This is a genomic window from Blastococcus aggregatus, assembly GCF_900221005.1.
GTDB lineage: Bacteria > Actinomycetota > Actinomycetes > Mycobacteriales > Geodermatophilaceae > Blastococcus > Blastococcus aggregatus.
Window position 1 is genome coordinate 53,909 of the sequence record NZ_OBQI01000006.1, and the last position, 19,198, is coordinate 73,106.

The window sequence follows — 19,198 nt, forward strand, 5'->3', positions numbered from 1 at the left end:
GCCGCCGGTGATGGCCGACCGCCTGTCCGTCTCCGGCCTTCCCCGCGCCGGGGCCCCGCGGGCCGCCCGGGGCCGCTGGGTGCTGGAGCGGGCGCTGACCCGGCCGAGCCTGCCGGCCCTGGTCGCCCTGGCCCTCGTCGTGGCGTTCTTCGCGCTGAAGGCACCCGAGCTGCTCAGCGCCCGGGGGCTGGCCGGCGTCGTGGACGTGGCCGCCACGCTCGGCATCGGCGGCGTCGCGGTCGCCCTGCTGCTGGTCGCGGGCCAGTTCGACCTGTCGGTGGGCGTGCTCGCGATGTCCAGCGCGGCGGTCACCGCCCTGCTGGTGGGGCACGCCGGCTGGGGCATGTGGCCGGCCCTGCTCGCCTCGCTGGCGTGCGCGCTGCTCGTCGGCGTCGTCAACGGGGTGCTGGTCGTCAACACCGGGCTGCCCAGCTTCCTGGTCACCCTCGCGACGTTCCTGGTCCTCCAGGGGACGACGCTGGCCGGCGTGCGGGCGATCGCCGGCTCGGGCCGGATCTCCGGGCTCGACGACGCCCCCGGCTGGTCCTCCGCGGCGACGCTGTTCGGCTCCACCGCGCAGCTGGGCGACGGGCGGTTCCGGGTCTCGCTGCTGTGGTGGCCGGGGGTGACCGCGGTCGCGACCTGGGTGCTGTGGCGCACGAAGTTCGGCAACGCCGTCTTCGCCAGCGGCGGCGCCCGGACCGCGGCGCGCGAGCTCGGCGTGCCGGTGCGCCGCACGACCGTCGCGCTGTTCTGCCTGAGCGCCACGGCCGGCTGGCTGATCGGCACGCTGGGCCTGGTCCGGTTCGCGGCCGTGCAGGTCGGCAGCGCCGGGCTGGCGACCGGCATCGACTTCATCGTGGTCGCCGTCCTCGGCGGCTGCCTGCTCGCCGGCGGCTACGGCTCCGCGCTCGGCGCCTCGATCGGTGCGCTGCTCTACGCCGTCGTCCGGCAGGGGATCACCCTGGCCGGCTGGGATCCGCCGTGGTTCCAGGCACTGCTCGGGGTCCTGCTGGTGGTGGCGCTGGTCGCCAACGCGGTGGTCGGGCACCGGCTGAAGGGGGTGCCCCGCTCGTGAGCGGTGACGGTTCCGACCCGCCCCGCCCCGGCCTCGACGGGGTGCGCGGCCTCGCGCTGCGCGGGGTGACGGTCCGGCACGGCAGCGTGCCGGCGCTGTCCCGGGTGACCGCGACCTTCCCCGCCGGCCAGATCAGCTGCGTCCTGGGCGAGAACGGGTCGGGCAAGTCGACGCTGGTGGCCCTGCTGTCCGGGCTGCGCCGGCACGACGAGGGCGAGCTGCTGGTGGACGGCACCGCGGTGCGGTTCCGCTCGCCCCGGGCCGCGCGCGCGGCCGGTATCGCGACGGTGTGGGAGGACCTCGCCGTCGCTCCGCTGCTCTCGGTGTGGCGCAACTTCTTCCTGGGCGCCGAGCCGACCCGGGGTGTGTGGCCGCTGCGCCGGCTGGACCTGGACTCGGCGCGCGCGACCACCGCGCGGGCCATGGCGCGGGTCGGCGTCCCGGGCGTGGATCCCGACCAGCCCGCCAGCCGCCTCCAGGCCGGGGAGCGGCAGAGCCTCGCGGTGGCCCGGGCCCTGCACTTCGGCGCTCGGGCGCTCGTCATCGACGAGCCGACGACGCCGATGACCGTGGCCCGGCAGACCCTGTTCGGGCAGACCATCCTCGATGCCCGCGCGCAGGGGCTCGCGGTCGTGGTCATCACCAACAACCCGCGCTACGCCCACCTCATCGGGGACCGGTTCCTGCTGCTGGCCGGCGGTCAGGTGGCGGGCACCCTGACCCGTGAGGACGTCGACGCCGACGGTCTCACCGCGCTCATGGCCGGCGGCGACCAGCTGCGCGTGCTCACCGACGCCCTGACCGCGCTGCATCCGGAGCTCGGCGACCGCTGACGGCGAGCGGGTGCCCCCGGGCCCCGGGAAGGGGGCCCGGGGCACGCTCAGTTGAAGACGCTCACCCCGCCGGGACCGACGAGCAGCCCGACCACGATCAGGACGATCCCCCACAGCAGCTGACCGCGGACGATCGAGACGATGCCGGCGATCACGAGGATCGCGGCGAGGATCAGCAACAGGGTCGCCATGTGACGCTCCGTTCGTGCGGGCGCCGTGAGCCGGCACCGTGCACTCACAGTGATGACCTTCACGATCAACTTCGAAACCAGTTGGGGCGAAAGCCCAGGTCAGCGCGGTATCGCCGGCCCCTAGTAGGTGTTACTCACCGTCACGGGACGAGCGACGGGTCGCAGTCCCGGAGCAGCTGCGTGCAGCGATCCTGCTCGTCGTGCTCGCCGATCGCGCCTGCGGCCGCGGCCAGCACGGTGACGCAGCGCAGGAAGCCGCGGTTGGGCTCGTGCGACCACGGCACCGGGCCGAATCCCTTCCAGCCGTTGCGGCGCAGCGCGTCCAGCCCGCGGTGGTAGCCGGTGCGGGCGTAGGCGTAGGCCTCGATGGTGTCGGGGAGCTGCCGCTCGGTGCGGTTCAGCGCCTCCTCGGCCAGGGCAGCCCACGCGGCACTCACCGTGGGGTGGTGCGCGGCGACCTCGGCGGCCGGCGTGCCGGCGGCCAGCTCGCCGTCGGCCTCCGGGTTCGCCGGCAGCAGGGTGGGGTCCGGCTCGCCGAGCAGGTTGTGGGAGTGCGTCATGGTCAGGCGCCCTGCGACTGACCGGCGGAGAGCAGGTGCTCGCACGCCTCGACGACCCGGGCGGCCATGCCGGCCTCGGCGGCCTTGAGATAGCTGCGCGGGTCGTAGGCCTTCTTGTCGCCGACCTCGCCGTCGATCTTCAGCACGCCGTCGTACTTGCTGAACATGTGCGCCGCGACCGGCCGGGTGAAGGCGTACTGGGTGTCGGTGTCGACGTTCATCTTCACGACGCCGTAGGACAGCGCCTCGCGGATCTCGGACTCCGCGGAGCCGGAGCCACCGTGGAACACCAGGTTGAACGGCTTGGCGCCGTCCCCGAGGCCGAACTCCTTCGCCACGACGTCCTGACCCTGCTTGAGGATCTCGGGCCGGAGCTTGACGTTGCCCGGCTTGTAGACGCCGTGCACGTTGCCGAAGGTGGCGGCGAGCAGGTAGACGCCGCGCTCCCCCAGGCCGAGCTTCTGCGCGGTGCGCAGGAAGTCGCCGTCGGCGGTGTAGAGCTTCTCGTTGATCTCGGCGACGACGCCGTCCTCCTCGCCGCCGACGATGCCGATCTCCAGCTCGAGCACGAGCTTGGCGGCCGCCGACTTCTCCATCAGCTCCTCGGCGATGTCGAGGTTCTCGCCGAGCTCGATGGCCGAGCCGTCCCACATGTGCGACTGGAACAGCGGCTCCTGGCCGGCGTCCACGCGGTCCTGGGACAGCGCGATCAGCGGGCGGACGTAGCCGTCGAGCTTGTCCTTGGGGCAGTGGTCGGTGTGCAGCGCGACGTTGACCGGGTACTTCTCGGCGACGACGTGGGCGAACTCGGCCAGCGCCACGGCCCCGGTGACCATGTCCTTCACCTTGGTGCCCGAACCGAACTCGGCACCGCCGGTGGAGAACTGGATGATCCCGTCGCTGCCGGCGTCGGCGAAGCCACGCAGGGCCGCGTTGATCGTCTCCGAGGAGGTGCAGTTGATCGCCGGGTAGGCGAACCCGCTCTCCTTGGCCCGACTGATCATGTCGGCGTAGACCTCGGGGGTCGCGATGGGCATGCGGGGCACTCCTCGTGTCGACGTCCTGCGCTGCTCCGGCCCAGTATCCCGGCAGGCCGCTACTCCGGGGCGTCGGGGCCGACCCGTAACCCGAGGGTGGTCACGAGAACGACCGCCTGGGTGACGTCGACCTGCGCGCCGGCGAGCTCCGCGTCGCGCGGGTCGAGCGCGCTCAGGTCGCTGCCGCGCAGGTCGGCGCCGCTCAGGTCGATGCCCGACAGCTCGGCGGCGGAGAGGTCCAGGCCGCGCAGCGTGGCCCCGGCGGCGCGCACCCCGGTGAGGTCGGCCTCGCGCATCCGGGTGCCGGCGAACGTGGCGCGGGCGAGGTCGGCGCCGGGCAGCAGGACGAACGACCAGTCCCCGCCGTCGACGCGCATCAGGTCGAAGGTGCACCGCTGGAACCGGCTGCCGACGACCTTGCACGCGGTGAACTCCGCCTGGAAGAACGCGCAGCCGGTGAACGAGCAGTTCAGGAAGGCGGCGTCGGTGAAGCGCGTGGCGTTGAACTTGCAGTCGACGAAGGTGCAGTCGGTGAAGACCGCCCCCTCGCCGATCGCCTCGGTGAGGTCGACGCCGGAGAACCGGACGCCGGTGTGCTCCCGGCCGGAGAGGTCCTCGCCGTACCAGTCCGCGTCGCGGACCTCGGTCGCTGCCGGTCCGGTGTCCGTCGGCTCGGTCACGGCTCAGCCCGTCTCGATCCGGCTGGCGACGCGCGCGGCGACGATCACCGGGTCGTAGGTGGGCGAGAGCGGCGGCGCGTAGGACAGGTCGGAGCCGGCCAGCTCCTCGGCCGTCATCCCGGCCCAGATCGCGGTGGCCAGGACGTCGATCCGCTTGCCGCTGCCCGGCCCGCCGACGATCTGGGCACCCAGCAGCAGCCCGGAGCCGCGCTCGGTGATGATCTTGACCGCGATCGGCTCGGCGCCGGGGTAGTAGCCCGCCCGCGTGGTCGCCTCGATCGTCTCGGTGCGGTGGTCGAAGCCGGCCTGCTCGGCCTGCGTGGTGCACAGTCCGGTGCGCGCCACCTCGAGGTCGCCCACCTTGGTCGCCGCCGTCCCGAGCACGCCGGCGAAGCGGGCCGGCCGCCCGCCGATCACCGAGCCCGCGACCCGGCCCTGCTTGTTGGCGTGGGTGCCCAGCGCGACGTGGATCGCCTCGCCGGTGATCCGGTGGAAGGTCTGCACGCAGTCACCGGCCGCGAAGACCTCGGGGTGCGAGCGGCTGCGCTGGGTGTGCGCGACGTCGATGCCCCCGGTGACGCCGATCCCCAGGCCGGCCTCGCGCGCCAGCGTCGTCTCCGGCCCCATGCCCAGCCCGAGGACGACGAGATCGGCGGCGAAGCTGTTCGTGTCGGTGCGGACCGCGCGGACCCGGCCGTCGGTGCCGACCTCGATCTCGCGGACCGGCTGGTTCGGCTGCACGTCGATGCCCATCGAGCACATCGCGGCGCAGATCCGCTCGCCCATGTCGTCGTCCAGCTGGGCCATCGGCAGCGGATCGGCGAGGACGACGGTGACCGACAGCCCGCGGGCGAGGAGCACCTCGGCCATCTCCAGGCCGATGTAGCCGCCACCGAGGACGACGGCCTTCTTCGCGCCCGCGGCGATCGCGGCCCGGATGTCGGAGCCGTCGGCCAGCCGGTGCACACCGAAGACGCCCTCGGCGTCCAGGCCGGGAATGGGTGGCCGCGCCGGGCGGCCGCCGGTGGCGACCACGAGGCTGTCGTAGCCGTAGGTCCGCCCGTCCGAGGCGGACACCTTGCCCGCCTCCAGGTCGATCGCCTCGGCGCGGACGTGGGTGTGCACGGTGATGCCGTCGGCCTCGAACCGCTCCGGGGTGCGGGCGATGAGGGCGTCGCGGTCGGAGACCTGGCCGCCGATCCAGTACGGGATGCCGCAGGCGGAGTAGGAGACGTCCGGCCCCTGCTCGAGGACCACGACCTCGAGGTCCGCCGTGGGCCGCAGGCGGCGCGCCTGGGCCGCCGCGGACATCCCGGCGGCGTCCCCGCCGATGACGACCAACCGATCGGTGCTCACCGCCACAGCGTGTCACCCCGCGCCGACACCGGCTGCGCCACCGGAGCCGGCGTGCAGCAGTCGAGCCGCGGCGCACGGCGGCTCTCGCACGACACGGTGGCTCCCGCACCGACAGCGCCGAGGTCAGCGGCCGGTCAGCTCCGCCACCGCCGGGAGGTCGCGGACGGACGCGCGGCGGAAGACCTTGCCCGGGTTGAGCAGGCCCATCGGGTCCAGGGCGTCCTTGATCGCGCGGTGCACGTCCAGCGCCACGGGGCCGATCTCGCGCTCGAGCCAGTCGACCTTGATCGCGCCCACCCCGTGCTCGCCGGTGATGGTGCCCCCGAGCGACAGCCCCAGCTCGCAGATGTCGTCGAAGGCGGCGTAGGCCCGCTCGCGCTGGCCGGCGTCGGCGGGGTCGAAGCAGACGGTCGGGTGCATGTTGCCGTCGCCGGCGTGCCCGACGACGCCGATGGTGAGCCCGCGGGCCGCGGCGACCGCGTCACAGCCGTCGAGGAACGCCGCGATGCGCGAACGCGGCACCGCGACGTCGTCGATGAGCGTGGTGCCCAGCAGCTCCAGCGCCGGCAGCGCCATCCGCCGCGCCTGGAGCAGCAGGTCGCCCTCGGCCGGATCGTCGGTGGTGTGCACGAACTCCGCGCCGGCCTCCCGGCACAGCTGGGCGAGCGCCTCGATCTCCTCGACGGCGACGGTGCCTCCCGAGTCCGACTGCGCCACCAGCAGCGCGTGGGCGGAGCGGTCGAGGTCGGCCTTGAGCAGGGCGTCGACGGCGCAGATGCAGGTGTTGTCCATGACCTCGAGCAGGCTGGGCACCAGGCCGCTGGTCACGACGCGCTCGACGACCTGGCCGGTCTGCGCCGTCGTCGCGAACGAGGCGGCGAGGGTGACCGGGCGCTTCGGTGCCGGGCGCAGGGCGAGCGTCGCCTCGGTGATGACGCCGAGCGTCCCCTCCGAGCCCACGAACAGCCGCGGCAGGTCGTAGCCGGCCACGCCCTTGACCGTGCGCCGCCCGGTGCGCAGCACGCGCCCGTCCGCGAGCACGACCTCCAGGGCCATCACGTAGTCGGTCGTGACGCCGTACTTCACGCAGCACAGGCCACCGGAGTTGGTGGAGAGGTTGCCGCCGATCGTGCACCAGTCGTAGCTGGAAGGGTCCGGGGGATAGAACAGGCCGTACCCGGCGACGGCGTCGCGCAGGTGCTTGTTCACGACGCCCGGCTGCACGACGGCGAGCCGGTCGGCCGGCGAGACCTCGAGGACCGCGTCCATCCGGGTCATGACCAGCGTGATCGCGCCGTCCACGGCGTTGCTGGAACCGGCCAGCCCCGAACCGGCGCCGCGCGGCACGACCGGGACCCCGTGCCGCGTCGCCACCTGCATGACCGCGACGACGTCCTCGGTGGTGCGAGGCAGGACGACGGCCGCGGGGGTGCCGGCGGGAGCGAGCATCGCCTGGTCGCGGGCGTAGCCGGCGGTGACGTCGGGATCGGTGAGCACGCTGTCCGCACCGAGCGCTGCCCGCAGTTCGGTCACCCACGAAGTGGTCACCGTCACACCGTAGGCCCAGGGGCCGACGAGGTCAGGCGAGGCCGAGGTCCGAGAGCTCGTAGGCGGCGCGGTACTCGAAGCCCGCCGCCTCGACCGCCGCGCGTGCCCCGCGATCGACGATCACCGCGACGCCGATGACCTCCGCGCCGGCCTCCTGCAGGGCCTGGGCCGCGGTCAGCGGGCTGCCGCCGGTGGTCGAGACGTCCTCGACGACCAGGACGGTGCGGCCCTCGACGTCCGGGCCCTCGATCCGCCGCTGCAGGCCGTGCGCCTTGCCCTCCTTGCGGACGACGCAGGCGTCGAGGAAGCCCTCGCCCGCGGACGCGGCGTGCAGCATCGCGGTCGCCACCGGGTCCGCGCCCAGGGTCAGCCCGCCGACGACGTCGTAGCGCAGGTCGCCGGTGAGCTGCCGCATGACGCGACCGACCAGCGGCGCGCCCTCGTGGTGCAGCGTGAGCCGGCGCATGTCGATGTACCAGTCGGCCTCGCGCCCCGAGGAGAGCGTCACCTTCCCGTGCACCACCGCGAGGTCGACGATGAGCTCGAGCAGGCGGTCACGGTCGGGGAGCACGCGGGCAGCCGTCATGCGGACGACCCTAGCCACGGCCAGGAACCGGCGGCGGGGTCACCGGGTCCAGCCGTCCGGCGGGCCCTTCAGCCGCGACACGACGCGGCTGAACGGCCGGTGACGCGGCTGGACATCCGCCGAGGGCGAGCGCTCAGCCGGCGATGACCTCGACCGAGTGCCAGCCGCTGGAGCCGGCCGGGAAGGGCGACGCGCGCTGCTCGGTCTGGACCTCGCCGTCGGTGCTCGTGGCCCGGACGGTCAGCACGTGCCGACCCGGCGAGAAGTCGTAGGGCAGCACCCACTGGCGCCAGACGTCCGCGTCGATCGCCGGGGACAGCCGGGCCTCCGCCCAGTCCTCGTCGTCCACGCGGACCTCGACCCGCGCGATGCCGCGGGTCTGCGCCCAGGCGACGCCGGCGATCGCGCGCCGGCCGGCCGGGAACTCGCGCAGCATCTCCGGGGTGTCGATGCGGGAAGCGATCTTGATCGGCCCCTCGACCGCCCAGTCCCGCTCGATCCAGAAGGCGTCGACGGCGTCGAACGTCGTCGCCTCGATGCGGGTGAGCCACTTGCAGGCCGAGACGTAGCCGTAGAGCCCGGGGATGATCATCCGCACCGGGAAGCCGTGGACGACCGGCAGCGGCTCGCCGTTCATCCCGAAGGCCAGCATCGCGTCCTCGACCTCGAGCGCGCTGCGGGTCGGGGCGCCGATCGTCATGCCGTCCTCGGACCGGCACAGCAGCTGGTCGCTGCCGGGGCGGATGCCGTTCTCCCGCAGCACGGCCGCCAGGGGGACGCCGAGCCAGCGCGCGCTGCCCGCGAGCGCGCCACCGACCTCGTTGGAGACGCAGGTGAGCGTGATGTCCCGCTCGATCACGTCGGGCCGCCCGAGCAGGTCGGCCAGGGTGTAGCTGCGCGGGGAGTCGAACATGCCGGCCAGCTCGAGCCGGTAGTCGGCCGGCCGGATCCGCGGCGCGATCAGCGCGGTGTCGATCCGGTAGAACGCGCCGTTGCGGGTCACCAGCGGGGTCAGGCCGTCCACCTCGGCGGCGAGGTCGGCGCCCGGCGGCAGCGCGGCCGCCGGCGAGGACGGCACCGGCAACCGGACACCGTCGCGGAGGCTGGTGACCTCGGTCCGGCGCTGGAGAAGTCGGCCACCGCCGCCGGTGACGGCGGCGGCGCCGAGGGCGACCGCACCGGTGACGACGAACCGGCGGCGGTCCAGGCCGCCGGCCGCGCGGTCGCCGGCGGCGGGCACCGTCCGCAGCCGGTCGCCGAGCGGCGCGAGCAGGGCCAGGAGCGCGACGACCCCGGCCGCGGTGGCGGCCAGCGAGGGCAGCGCGTCCGGCCACTCCCCCGCGGGGCGGGTCACCGCCGCCAGGACGCCGACGGCGCCGAAGAGCAGCACGCCCAGGACGCCGAGCCGGCGGTTCCGCAGCCCGACCAGGCCGACGAGCACCGCGTAGGCCGCGACCACCAGCAGGGTGCCGACGACGAGGGCGACCTTGTCGTCCTCCCCGAACGTCCGGATCGCGAATGCCTTGACCGACTCGGGGACCCGCGCGATGGCGGCGTCGCCGACGGCGATGACCGGCGACGACGCCGGACCGACGAGGCCGGCGACGAGTTCGGCCACCCCCAGGGCGACCGCCGCCGCGAGCAGCCCGGCCAGCGCGGCCAGCGGCCAGGGCCGGCGGTGGCGGTCGACGGGGGCGACGGGGTCCGGGGCGGGCAGCGTCGTCGTCACGCCCAGTCTTCGTGCGCCGGGCCGATCGGGATGCATGCGGCGCATCATCGTCGGGTGCCCGACCGGGTGATCTCCCCGATCGGCGTCGCTCCGTCTGCCACGCTGGGGGCGTGACGAAGCCCACCCCCGCCCCCGCACCGGTCATGCCTCCGTCGGTGCGGGTCGCCGTCGGGGTCATGGCGGTCCTGGCACTGCTGCTGCTGGCCAGCGGCGTGCTGCTCCTGTTCGGCCTGGACGTCGTCGTGGACCGGATCACCGACGAGACCGACGCCACCGAAGACGAGGCTCGCCGGTTCGTGATCTTCCTGTCCCTGGTGCCCTCCCTGGTCCTCGGCGCGGCGCTGGCGCTGGCCGCGGTGTTCGTGCCGCGCCAGCGAGGCTGGGCACGCTGGGTCGGCGCAGCGGCCAGTGGGGTTCTCGTCGTGATCACGATCATCAGCGCGGTGATCGGCGGTGCCGTGAGTGTTACGTCGCTGCTGCTGCTCGTGCTCTCGGTCGCAGCCGTGACCAGCCTGATGGCGCGCACGACGCGCGCCTGGATGCCGGGCGCCTGATCAGGGGCGCGGGCCGTACTGGCGCACCCAGCCCGTGTACCGGTACCAGTCGTTGCTCGGTTTGAGCGCCAGCAGCACGACCCCGGCGACGGTGAGCAGCAGGATGAACACGCTCAGGCCGTCGAGGTAGCCGACCCCGGTGCCGCCGCCGCCCATGCCGGCGGAGCCGCTGAGCACCGAGAGCCCGCCGAAGACCCAGAGCACGACGCGGGCCCAGTTGCGCCCGCGCCAGGCGAACCAGAGGAACAGCAGGAAGACCGCCGCGAAGATCGCGCTGACGACGAGGCTGAACTGGACGACGATCTCGGCGACGTCCTGCGCGATCTCGCGGTCCTCGCCGGTCAGGCCGACGCCCGCCTGGGCGATCGCCTCGTCGAGGACCGTGTCGTAGTTGACGAACATGACCACCGCCGCGACCAGGTTGAGGACCACGGTCGCGACGAACGCGCCGATGCCCGCCCGCACGGTCAGCGGAGGCTCGGGCGAGCCGGGCGGGGGCGGCGGCACGTAGCCGCCGTAGCCCGGCCACTGCTGCCCCGGCGGCTGCCAGCCCGGGGGCGGCGCGTTCCAGCCCTGCGGGGGCGGGGGCGGAGGCGGCGCGTTCCAGCCCTGCGGGGGCGGAGGCGGCGCGTTCCAGCCCTGCGGCGGGGGCGCGCCCGGACCGCCCTCGGGCTCGCCGTACCGGCCGCCCTGGTCGGACGTCATGTGGTGCCTCCCCGCCTCGGTGTGCACCGTCGATCATGGCCGAGACGGGGCCCGCCGGACCACGGGGGGATCCGGCGGGCCGCTCGGGTCAGCCGCGGGTGACGCTCAGCCCCGCGGCGCCCTCTGCCACGTCGGCCGACCAGTCGACGACGACCTCGTCGCCGTCCCGGATCTCGCCGGAGAGCAGTGCCCTGGCGAGCTGGTCGCCGATCGCCGACTGGACCAGCCGGCGCAGCGGACGGGCACCGTAGACGGGGTCGAAACCGTTGAGCGCCAGCCACTCCTTCGCGGAGTCCGTCACGCGGAGCGTGAGCCGCCGCGCGGCGAGCCGCCGGGCCAGGACGCCGACCTGGATGTCGACGATGCCGGTCAGCTCCTCGCTCCCGAGGGCGCGGAACACCACGATGTCGTCCAGCCGGTTGAGGAACTCCGGCTTGAAGTGGGTGCGGACGACCTCCATCACCGCGTCCCGACGGCGGTCCTCGGCCACCGACTGGTCGGCGATCAGCTGGGAGCCGAGGTTCGAGGTCAGGATCAGGATGGTGTTGCGGAAGTCGACCGTCCGCCCCTGACCATCGGTGAGCCGGCCGTCGTCGAGCACCTGGAGCAGCACGTCGAAGACGTCCTGGTGGGCCTTCTCCACCTCGTCGAAGAGGACGACGGTGTACGGGCGCCGCCGCACGGCCTCGGTGAGCTGGCCTCCGGCCTCGTAACCGACGTAGCCGGGCGGTGCGCCGACCAGCCGGGCCACGGAGTGCTTCTCCGAGTACTCGCTCATGTCGATGCGGACCATCGCCCGCTCGTCGTCGAACAGGAACTCCGCCAGCGCCTTGGCCAGCTCGGTCTTGCCGACGCCGGTCGGGCCCAGGAAGAGGAACGAGCCGGTGGGCCGATTGGGGTCGGCGACGCCGGACCGCGCCCGGCGGACCGCATCCGAGACAGCGCGGACCGCGTCGACCTGCCCGACGACGCGCCTGCCGAGCTCGTCCTCCATGCGCAGCAGCTTCTGCGTCTCGCCCTCGAGCAGCCGGCCTGCGGGGATGCCGGTCCAGGCCTGGACGACCTCGGCGATGTCGTCGGGGCCGACCTCCTCCTTGAGCATCGAGTCGCCGTCCTCCACCGACGCCTCGGCCTCGGTGAGGGACTTCTCCAGCTGCGGGAGGCGGCCGTACCGCAGCTCGGCGACGCGGGCCAGGTCGCCGTCCCGCTCGGCCCGCTCGGCCTCGAGCCGCAGCCGCTCCAGCTCCTCCTTGATCGCCTGGATCCGGCCGATGTCGCTCTTGTCCTGCTGCCACCGGGCGGTCAGCTCGGCCAGCTCCTGCCGCTTGTCGGCCAGGTCGGCGCGCAGCGCCGCCAGGCGCTCCACCGAGGACGGGTCGTCCTCCTTGGACAGCGCCATCTCCTCGATCTCGAGGCGGCGCACGGCGCGCTCGACCTCGTCGACCTCGACCGGCCGGCTGTCGATCTCCATGCGGAGCCGGCTCGCGGCCTCGTCGACCAGGTCGATCGCCTTGTCCGGCAGGAACCGCGCCGTGACGTAGCGGTCGGAGAGGGTCGCGGCGGCGACGACGGCGGTGTCGGTGATCCGGACACCGTGGTGCACCTCGTAGCGCTCCTTGAGGCCGCGCAGGATGCCGATCGTGTCCTCGACGCTGGGCTCCCCGACGAGGACCTGCTGGAAGCGGCGCTCCAGGGCCGGGTCCTTCTCGATGTGCTCGCGGAACTCGTCCAGCGTCGTCGCGCCGACCATCCGGAGCTCACCGCGGGCCAGCATCGGCTTGATCATGTTCCCGGCGTCCATGGCGCCTTCGCCGCTGGCGCCGGCACCGACCAGGGTGTGCAGCTCGTCGATGAAGGTGACGATCTGCCCCTCGGAGTCGGTGATCTCCTGGAGGACGGCCTTGAGCCGCTCCTCGAACTCGCCGCGGTACTTCGCCCCGGCGACCATCGCGCTCAGGTCCAGCGACATGAGGCGCTTGCCCTTGAGGCTCTCCGGCACGTCGCCGGCGACCATGCGCTGGGCCAGGCCCTCCACGATCGCGGTCTTGCCGACACCGGGCTCGCCGATGAGCACCGGGTTGTTCTTGGTGCGGCGGGACAGCACCTGCACCACGCGGCGGATCTCGGTGTCCCGGCCGATGACCGGGTCCATCTTGCCCTCGCGGGCCCGCTCGGTGAGGTCGACGGCGTACTTCTCGAGCGCCTGGAAGGTGCCTTCCGGGTCAGGCGTGGTGACCTTGCGCGTCCCGCGCACGGTCCGGAACGCCGCGAGCAGGGCGTCCCGGGTGGCGCCGGCGCCGGTCAGCACCGTGCCGGCTTCGCCGGTCGAACCGGCCAGCCCGACCAGCAGGTGCTCGGTGGAGATGTACTCGTCGCCGAGGGCGCCGGCCTGCTCGCCGGCGTCGTTCATCACGCGCAGGAACTCCCGCGTGGGCGAGGGGGCGGGCACCGTGGCGCCGGTGACGCTGGGCAGGCGGCGCACGGCCGCCTCCGCCTTGGCTCGGACGTCGGCGGCATCGGCCCCGACGGCCTTCAGCAGCGGGCCGGCGATGCCGTCGTCCTGCTCGAGCAGCGCCGCGAGCAGGTGCAGCGGCTGGAGCTCGGCCTGGCCGCGGGCAACCGCGAGCCGTTGAGCGGCGGCGATGGCTTCCTGCGATCGGGTGGTCAGCTTGCTCTCCATGGTCGCGGCGCGCGTCCTCTCGTCTCGTCGTGCACGGGCCGCCGCGGGACGGCGACCTCGCTGATCGTCCACTGCAACGAGCGCGGAGTTGAGTCTGTTCCACTCAACCCTGCTGAGTCCACCCCCTGCACCGTCCGCGTGCCGATCCACGAAACCGGACCACGCCGACCTCTGGTCACCACCGCCGCGCGCCCTAGACTCGACGCATGACCGCCCTGCCGGCGCCGAGCGTGGCGCTCGACGACCAGCTCTGCTTCGCGCTGTACGCGGCCTCGCGCGCGGTGACGGCCCGGTACCGCCCGATGCTCGAGGCCATCGGTCTGACCTATCCGCAGTACCTGGTGATGATGCTGCTCTGGGAAGAGGACCACCAGACCGTGGGGCAACTGGGCTCGCGCCTGGCGCTGGACAGCGGCACCCTCTCCCCCCTGCTCAAGCGGCTCACCGCCGCCGGCCTGGTCACCCGCCACCGCCGCGTCGAGGACGAGCGCTCGGTCGCGATCGCGCTCACCGACGCCGGCCGCGCCCTGCAGGACAAGGCCGTCGCCATCTCCGAGGAGATGATCGGTGCCATCGGCTTCGACAGCGGCGAGTTCGCCGAGCTCAAGGGCCGGCTGCAGGTGCTCATCGAGCGGGTCAACGGCGGGGAAGCCGTCTGCTGAGTGCGGCGACTCCGCACCGGGTAGGGGCCGGGTCGACGCGCCGTCCAGGAGCGGGCGGCGCCCGGCACGGAAGAAGTGACATGCCCACTCGTACCGCACGCACCGCCTGGAACGGCACCCTGCAGGAAGGGTCCGGGCAGGTCGAGCTCTCCAGCTCCAAGATCGGTACCTACGAGGTCTCGTTCCCGAAGCGCGCCGCCGACGAGGCCGGGGGCACGACCAGCCCCGAGGAGCTGATCGCGGCGGCGCACTCGTCCTGCTACGCGATGGCCCTGTCCAACGAGATCGGCAAGGCCGGCGGCACCCCCACGGCGCTCGAGGTGACCGCCGAGGTCACGCTCGGCCAGAAGGACGGCGCCTCGGCGATCACCGGCATCGCCCTCACCGTCCGCGGCGAGGTCGAGGGGCTGGACGCCGACGCGTTCCAGACCGCGGCCCAGGCGGCCAAGGTCGGCTGCCCGGTCAGCAAGGCGCTCGCCGGCACCGAGATCACCCTGGACGCCTCGCTCGACTGACGCCACGGACGACAGCGGCCCGCATCCCCCGGGGGATGCGGGCCGCTGCCGTCGTCGCTACTTGGGCTGCGCCTCGGCGGACTGCGCGTCGGCCCTCTCGCGCTCCAGCCGCTCGTCGCCGCTCTCGGTGCCGAGCGCGATCTCGCGGATCAGCAGGATGGCGGCGACGGCGATCACCGCGATGACGGCCGAGACCAGGAAGATCCGGCCGGTCGCATCCCCGTAGGACGCGCGGATGAGCGCCTCGACGGGGGCGGGGACGACGGTGAGGTCGGCCAGCCCGACGTCCCCGGAACCGCCGGCCTGCCCCGCACCGGGCGTGCCCTCGAGCCCCTCGGAGACGAGGGTGCCGACGCGCGAGGAGAGCACCGCGCCCAGCACCGAGACGCCGACCGTGCCACCGAGGCTGCGGAAGAACGCCACGGCCGAGCTCGCCGCACCCAGGTCGGTGGCGGCCACGGTGTTCTGCACCGCGAGGACCAGGTTCTGCATGGTCATGCCGATCCCGGTGCCCAGGACGAACAGGAAGCAGCACAGCAGCACGATGTTCGTCTCGTGGTCGACCATCGACAGCAGCCCGAACGCCAGCACGGTCAGCATCGAGCCGGTGACCAGGAACCGCTTCCACCGGCCGGTGCGGGTGATCAGGATCCCCGAGCCGGTGGAGGAGAGCAGCATCCCGCCGACCATCGGCACCGCCAGCAGGCCGGCCGCCGTCGGCGAGTAGCCGCGGGAGATCTGCAGGTACTGCCCGAGGAAGACCGTCGAGCCGAACATGGCGACGCCGATCGCGACGCTGGCGGCGATCGCCAGGGTCGTGGTGCGGTCGCGGAACAGCCGCAACGGGACGATCGGCTCCTTGGCCCGGGTCTCGGTGACCAGGAAGGCCAGGACGGCGAGCACGCCGCCACCGACGAAGAGCGTCGTCTCCAGCGAGGCCCAGGGGAAGCTGCCCCCGGCCAGGGTGACCCAGATGAGCAGCGACGAGACGCCCGCCGTCAGGAACGCCGCACCCAGGTAGTCGATGTGCACCGTCCGCTTCGTCACCGGCAGGTGCAGGGTGCGCTGCAGCAGCACCAGGGCCGCCGCGGCGAAGGGCACGCCCACGTAGAAGCACCAGCGCCAGCCCAGCCAGCTGGTGTCCACCAGCAGGCCGCCGATGAGCGGGCCGCCCACGGTCGCGGTGGCGAAGACGCTCCCGAACAGTCCGGCGTAGCGCCCGCGCTCGCGGGGGCTGATCATCGCCGCCATCGCGATCTGGACCAGCGCCTGCAGACCGCCCAGCCCGAGACCCTGCAGCACCCGCCAGGCGATCAGCGTCTCCACTGACTGCGCGAGACCCGCCAGCATCGACCCCGCGATGAACACGATGATCGAGAGCTGCAGCAGCAGCTTCTTGCTGAACAGGTCGGACAGCTTCCCCCAGATGGGCGTGGAGGCGGTCGAGGACAGCAGCGTCGCGGTGACGACCCAGGTGTAGTGGCCCTGCGAGCCCTGCAGGTCGGTGATGATCGTGGGCAGCGCGTTCGAGACGACGGTCGAGGACAGGAACGCCACGAACATCGCCAGCATCATCCCGGACAGCGCCGAGAGGATCTGCCGGTGCGTCATGCCGCCCTGTTGCTCGACCGGCGCCTGGGGAGCCGGCCGGTCGACGGTGCTGGTCATGGGTCTCCTGGGCTGCTGGGGCGAGCGATCATGCGTCGCAGGGGCGGGGCGGGTGCGGGTCATCGGCCGGCCCCCGTCGGCTGCCGGGGGGCGAGCGGCGCGGCCGGGACGGCCACCTCGATGTCGGCCCGCAGGCGGTCGAGCAGGTCGGTGAGCCGGCGGGCGTCGTGCTCGTCCCAGCCGGACAGCGCGGTCAGCGCCCAGTCGGCGCGCACGGCACGCGTGCCGGCGAGCGCCTCGGCGCCCTGCGGCGTGAGCCGGAGCAGCGTGGCCCGACCGTCCCGCGGGTCGGGGTGACGCTCCACGTACCCGGACCGCTCCAGGACGGCGAGCTGCCGGCTGGCCACGGAGACGTCGATCCCGGCGCGCGCGGCGAGCGCGCTGCAGCGCTGGTCGCCGTCCTGCTCGAGCGGGAGCAGGAGCGTCCAGCCGTAGGAGGGGAGCTCGCCGTAGAGCTGGGCGGCGGCGCGCGTGCTGACGTGGCGGCCCGTGCGGATGAGCTGGGCGATGCTGGCGGTCAGCCGGTCCCGCGTATCGGGACTGATGGACATGAGCGGAATTCCTGACGATCGAGACGTGTGCAGAGTGCAACCATAAACCTGTTGGTTGTGGTCTGCAACGAATCGCCCGTCACATGTCGTTCCGCGTCGTCGCCCGCCGGCCTCGTCAGCCGGTCGGTTCGTCCCCCGCTTCGCGTTCGCGCGCCTCGCCGAGCCGGTTGAGCCGGTGGAGCAGCTCGGCCAGCGTGGCGACGTCGTGCGCCGGCCAGTCACCGAGGTCGGACTCCCACCGCTCGCGGCGGGCCGTACGGATCTGCGCGAGCCGGGCAGCACCCTCGGCCGACGGCGTGAGCACCTGGGCGCGCCCGTCGTCGGGGTCCGCGCTCCGGTCCACCAGGCCGAGCGCCACCAGGCTGGCCACCTGCCGGCTCACCGTGCTCTTGTCCAGCCCCAGCCGGGCGACCAGGTCGCTGGCGCGCAGCGGGCCGGCGTCCTGCAGCAGCGCGAGCAGGCCGAAGGCGGCGCCGTCGAGATCGGGGTGCAGCTGGCCGGCCAGCCGGGCCGACATGGCCCGCGACCGGCGCAGCAGCAGGCCGATCTCCCGCTCCAGGGCGACGAAGGCCTCGTGCGCGTCGACCTCGTTCACCGACCGCTCCGGGGGCGCCACACGACGAGGGCGTTGCCCGGCCTCCGCTGCGGCAGCAGCTCGGCGCGGTACCCGGCCGCGATCGCGGCCTCGGCGGCGATCCGCCGGTGCTCGCTGTGCTCGAGCTCGTCCAGCAGTTCGTGCACCCGGGCCTGCAGCGCCTCGACCTGCGACTCGAGCTCGATGATCCGCTTGATCCCGGCGAGGTTGACGCCGTCCTCCTGCGACAACCGCTGGACCTCGCGGAGCAGCGCGACGTCCCGGGGGCTGTAACGGCGGCCGCCCCCCGGGGTGCGCCCCGGGCTGACCAGCCCGAGGCGGTCGTACTGGCGCAGCGTCTGCGCGTGCATGCCGGCGAGCTCGGCGGCTACGGAGATCACGAAGACCGGGGCGTCCTCGGCGACGGAGCGCGACGCGCCCCGCGCCGGGTCGACCGGGCGGGTCATCGCTCGGCTCCCGCCCGGAGCACCGCGGTGATCTGCGGCCGGGGGTCCTCGTCCATCCCCGCGGCCAGGTCCTCGATGAGCTGCCGCTGGGCCGGCGTGAGCCGCACGGGCACCGCGACGTCGAGGGTGACCAGCAGGTCGCCGGTGCGGCCCTTGCCGGGCACACCGCGGCCGCGCACCCGCAGCGTCCGGCCGCTCGAGGTGCCGGCGGGCACCTTGAGCGACACGGTGCCGTCGAGCGTCGGCACGGTGAGCGTCGTCCCCAGCGCCGCCTCGGCGAAGGTGATCGGCACGGTGAGCGTCAGGTCCTGGTCCTTGCGGCCGAACAGGGTGTGCTCGGCGACGTGGACGACGACGAAGAGGTCACCGGCCGGCCCGCCGCGCCGCCCCGGAGCACCCTTGCCGGCCAGCCGGATGCGCTGCCCGTCCTTGACCCCGGCGGGGATCCGGACGGTGATCGTCCTGGTCTGGCTCGTGACGCCACTTCCCGAGCACGTCGGGCAGGGGTCGTCGACGACGGAGCCGCTGCCTCGGCAGTTGCGGCAGGGCTCGGAGAACGCGAACGCGCCCTGGCTGCGGCTGGTGACCCCGGCGCCCTGGCACACCGGGCAGGTGTGCGGACTGGTCCCCGGCTTCGCCCCGCTGCCCGCGCAGGTCGGGCAGCTGCCCGGGCTCTGCATGCGCAGTGGCACGGTGACGCCGAGAACGGCCTCCTCGAACGAGAGCGTCGCCTCGGTCTCGACGTCCTGACCACGGGCCGGGCCGGAGGCGGCCTGGCTGCGGGCCCGTGCCGCACCCCCGGCGCCCCCGAACAGGCCGCCGAGCAGATCGCCCAGGCCGCCGGGGCCGCGGGCGCCGGCGGCCCCGGGACCGCCGGCAGCGCCGCCGCTGAACAGGTCGCCGAAGTCGAAGGTCTGCTCCCCGCCGGGGAAACCGCCCCCGCCCGGGAAGCCGGCACGGGCGCCCGCCCCGCCGGCCCCGAACAGCCGCCGGGCCTCGTCGTACTCGCCGCGCCGCTTCGGGTCGGAGAGCACGTCGTAGGCCTCGGAGACCTCCTTGAACCGGGACTCCGCCTCGGCGTTGCCGGGGTTCTTGTCCGGGTGCAGCTCGGTGGCCAGCTTGCGGTAGGCCTTCTTGATCTCGGCCGCGTCGGCGCCCTGGGAGACGCCCAGCGCGCCGTAGTAGTCCTTCTCGATGAAGTCCCGTGTGCTCATCGGGTGCCCC

Annotated in this window: 20 protein-coding genes; 5 read left to right on the top strand and 15 right to left on the bottom strand. The window is 73.7% G+C overall.

Annotated elements, in window-relative coordinates; all coding sequences use genetic code 11:
* Positions 1 to 10 precede the first annotated feature (10 nt).
* Together CRP29_RS18475 and CRP29_RS18480 are read left to right on the top strand one after the other, a co-directional pair.
* Positions 11 to 1,078: an ABC transporter permease gene (locus tag CRP29_RS18475; protein WP_097196790.1), complete on the top strand. Its 1,068-nt coding sequence runs from the start codon at positions 11 to 13 to the stop codon at positions 1,076 to 1,078.
* A complete protein-coding gene (locus CRP29_RS18480; RefSeq protein WP_217991667.1) occupies positions 1,075 to 1,911 on the top strand; it encodes an ATP-binding cassette domain-containing protein in 837 nt (278 codons plus the stop codon). The genes CRP29_RS18475 and CRP29_RS18480 overlap by 4 nt, the downstream gene beginning before the upstream one ends.
* A gap of 47 nt (positions 1,912 to 1,958) precedes the next feature.
* Here CRP29_RS18480 and CRP29_RS22885 read toward each other — a convergent pair whose 3' ends face one another.
* From CRP29_RS22885 to CRP29_RS18515, 8 genes are all read right to left on the bottom strand, one after another.
* On the bottom strand, positions 1,959 to 2,102 hold the full coding sequence (locus CRP29_RS22885) for a GPGG-motif small membrane protein (RefSeq protein ID WP_176523042.1): 144 nt from the start codon (positions 2,100 to 2,102) through the stop codon (positions 1,959 to 1,961).
* A gap of 140 nt (positions 2,103 to 2,242) precedes the next feature.
* On the bottom strand, positions 2,243 to 2,662 hold the full coding sequence (locus tag CRP29_RS18485) for a DUF3151 domain-containing protein (RefSeq protein ID WP_097196545.1): 420 nt from the start codon (positions 2,660 to 2,662) through the stop codon (positions 2,243 to 2,245).
* A gap of 2 nt (positions 2,663 to 2,664) precedes the next feature.
* The gene (fbaA, locus tag CRP29_RS18490) at positions 2,665 to 3,699 is read right to left on the bottom strand and encodes a class II fructose-bisphosphate aldolase (protein ID WP_097196546.1); all 1,035 of its coding nucleotides are present in this window, start codon (positions 3,697 to 3,699) and stop codon (positions 2,665 to 2,667) included.
* Positions 3,700 to 3,758: 59 nt separating this feature from the next.
* The gene (locus tag CRP29_RS18495; protein WP_097196547.1) at positions 3,759 to 4,379 is read right to left on the bottom strand and encodes a pentapeptide repeat-containing protein; all 621 of its coding nucleotides are present in this window, start codon (positions 4,377 to 4,379) and stop codon (positions 3,759 to 3,761) included.
* Positions 4,380 to 4,382: 3 nt separating this feature from the next.
* A complete protein-coding gene (locus CRP29_RS18500) occupies positions 4,383 to 5,735 on the bottom strand; it encodes an FAD-dependent oxidoreductase (protein WP_097196792.1) in 1,353 nt (450 codons plus the stop codon).
* Positions 5,736 to 5,858: 123 nt separating this feature from the next.
* A complete protein-coding gene (locus tag CRP29_RS18505) occupies positions 5,859 to 7,283 on the bottom strand; it encodes an FAD-binding oxidoreductase (RefSeq protein ID WP_097196548.1) in 1,425 nt (474 codons plus the stop codon).
* A 31-nt stretch (positions 7,284 to 7,314) separates the two neighbouring features.
* Positions 7,315 to 7,869 (bottom strand): orotate phosphoribosyltransferase, encoded by a 555-nt coding sequence (gene pyrE, locus CRP29_RS18510; protein WP_097196549.1) that lies wholly within the window; start codon positions 7,867 to 7,869, stop codon positions 7,315 to 7,317.
* Positions 7,870 to 8,002: 133 nt separating this feature from the next.
* A complete protein-coding gene (locus CRP29_RS18515) occupies positions 8,003 to 9,598 on the bottom strand; it encodes a molybdopterin-dependent oxidoreductase (RefSeq protein ID WP_217991669.1) in 1,596 nt (531 codons plus the stop codon).
* A gap of 110 nt (positions 9,599 to 9,708) precedes the next feature.
* Here CRP29_RS18515 and CRP29_RS18520 point away from each other — a divergent pair, with 110 nt between their 5' ends.
* Complete coding sequence (locus tag CRP29_RS18520) at positions 9,709 to 10,152, top strand: hypothetical protein (RefSeq protein WP_141437171.1); 444 nt, start codon at positions 9,709 to 9,711, stop codon at positions 10,150 to 10,152.
* Here CRP29_RS18520 and CRP29_RS18525 read toward each other — a convergent pair whose 3' ends face one another.
* Together CRP29_RS18525 and clpB are read right to left on the bottom strand one after the other, a co-directional pair.
* A complete protein-coding gene (locus CRP29_RS18525) occupies positions 10,153 to 10,857 on the bottom strand; it encodes a hypothetical protein (RefSeq protein ID WP_097196551.1) in 705 nt (234 codons plus the stop codon).
* A gap of 88 nt (positions 10,858 to 10,945) precedes the next feature.
* On the bottom strand, positions 10,946 to 13,537 hold the full coding sequence (gene clpB / locus CRP29_RS18530; protein ID WP_097196552.1) for an ATP-dependent chaperone ClpB: 2,592 nt from the start codon (positions 13,535 to 13,537) through the stop codon (positions 10,946 to 10,948).
* Between the two features lie 206 nt (positions 13,538 to 13,743).
* Here clpB and CRP29_RS18535 point away from each other — a divergent pair, with 206 nt between their 5' ends.
* Positions 13,744 to 14,199, top strand: a complete 456-nt coding sequence (locus CRP29_RS18535; protein ID WP_097196553.1) for a MarR family winged helix-turn-helix transcriptional regulator — start codon at positions 13,744 to 13,746, stop codon at positions 14,197 to 14,199.
* An 80-nt stretch (positions 14,200 to 14,279) separates the two neighbouring features.
* Positions 14,280 to 14,714: an OsmC family peroxiredoxin gene (locus tag CRP29_RS18540; RefSeq protein ID WP_091982398.1), complete on the top strand. Its 435-nt coding sequence runs from the start codon at positions 14,280 to 14,282 to the stop codon at positions 14,712 to 14,714.
* A 57-nt stretch (positions 14,715 to 14,771) separates the two neighbouring features.
* Here CRP29_RS18540 and CRP29_RS18545 read toward each other — a convergent pair whose 3' ends face one another.
* From CRP29_RS18545 to dnaJ, 5 genes are all read right to left on the bottom strand, one after another.
* Complete coding sequence (locus CRP29_RS18545; protein ID WP_245853035.1) at positions 14,772 to 16,382, bottom strand: MFS transporter; 1,611 nt, start codon at positions 16,380 to 16,382, stop codon at positions 14,772 to 14,774.
* Between the two features lie 59 nt (positions 16,383 to 16,441).
* On the bottom strand, positions 16,442 to 16,933 hold the full coding sequence (locus CRP29_RS18550) for a MarR family winged helix-turn-helix transcriptional regulator (RefSeq protein ID WP_097196554.1): 492 nt from the start codon (positions 16,931 to 16,933) through the stop codon (positions 16,442 to 16,444).
* Between the two features lie 115 nt (positions 16,934 to 17,048).
* Positions 17,049 to 17,528 carry a MarR family winged helix-turn-helix transcriptional regulator gene (locus CRP29_RS18555; protein ID WP_097196795.1) on the bottom strand — a complete coding sequence of 160 codons (480 nt, stop codon included), beginning with the start codon at positions 17,526 to 17,528 and terminating at the stop codon, positions 17,049 to 17,051.
* Positions 17,525 to 17,974 (bottom strand): heat shock protein transcriptional repressor HspR, encoded by a 450-nt coding sequence (locus tag CRP29_RS18560; RefSeq protein ID WP_097196555.1) that lies wholly within the window; start codon positions 17,972 to 17,974, stop codon positions 17,525 to 17,527. The genes CRP29_RS18555 and CRP29_RS18560 overlap by 4 nt, the downstream gene beginning before the upstream one ends.
* Positions 17,971 to 19,188 (bottom strand): molecular chaperone DnaJ, encoded by a 1,218-nt coding sequence (dnaJ, locus tag CRP29_RS18565; RefSeq protein WP_097196556.1) that lies wholly within the window; start codon positions 19,186 to 19,188, stop codon positions 17,971 to 17,973. Before dnaJ ends, CRP29_RS18560 begins: the two co-directional genes overlap by 4 nt.
* Positions 19,189 to 19,198: the final 10 nt, after the last annotated feature.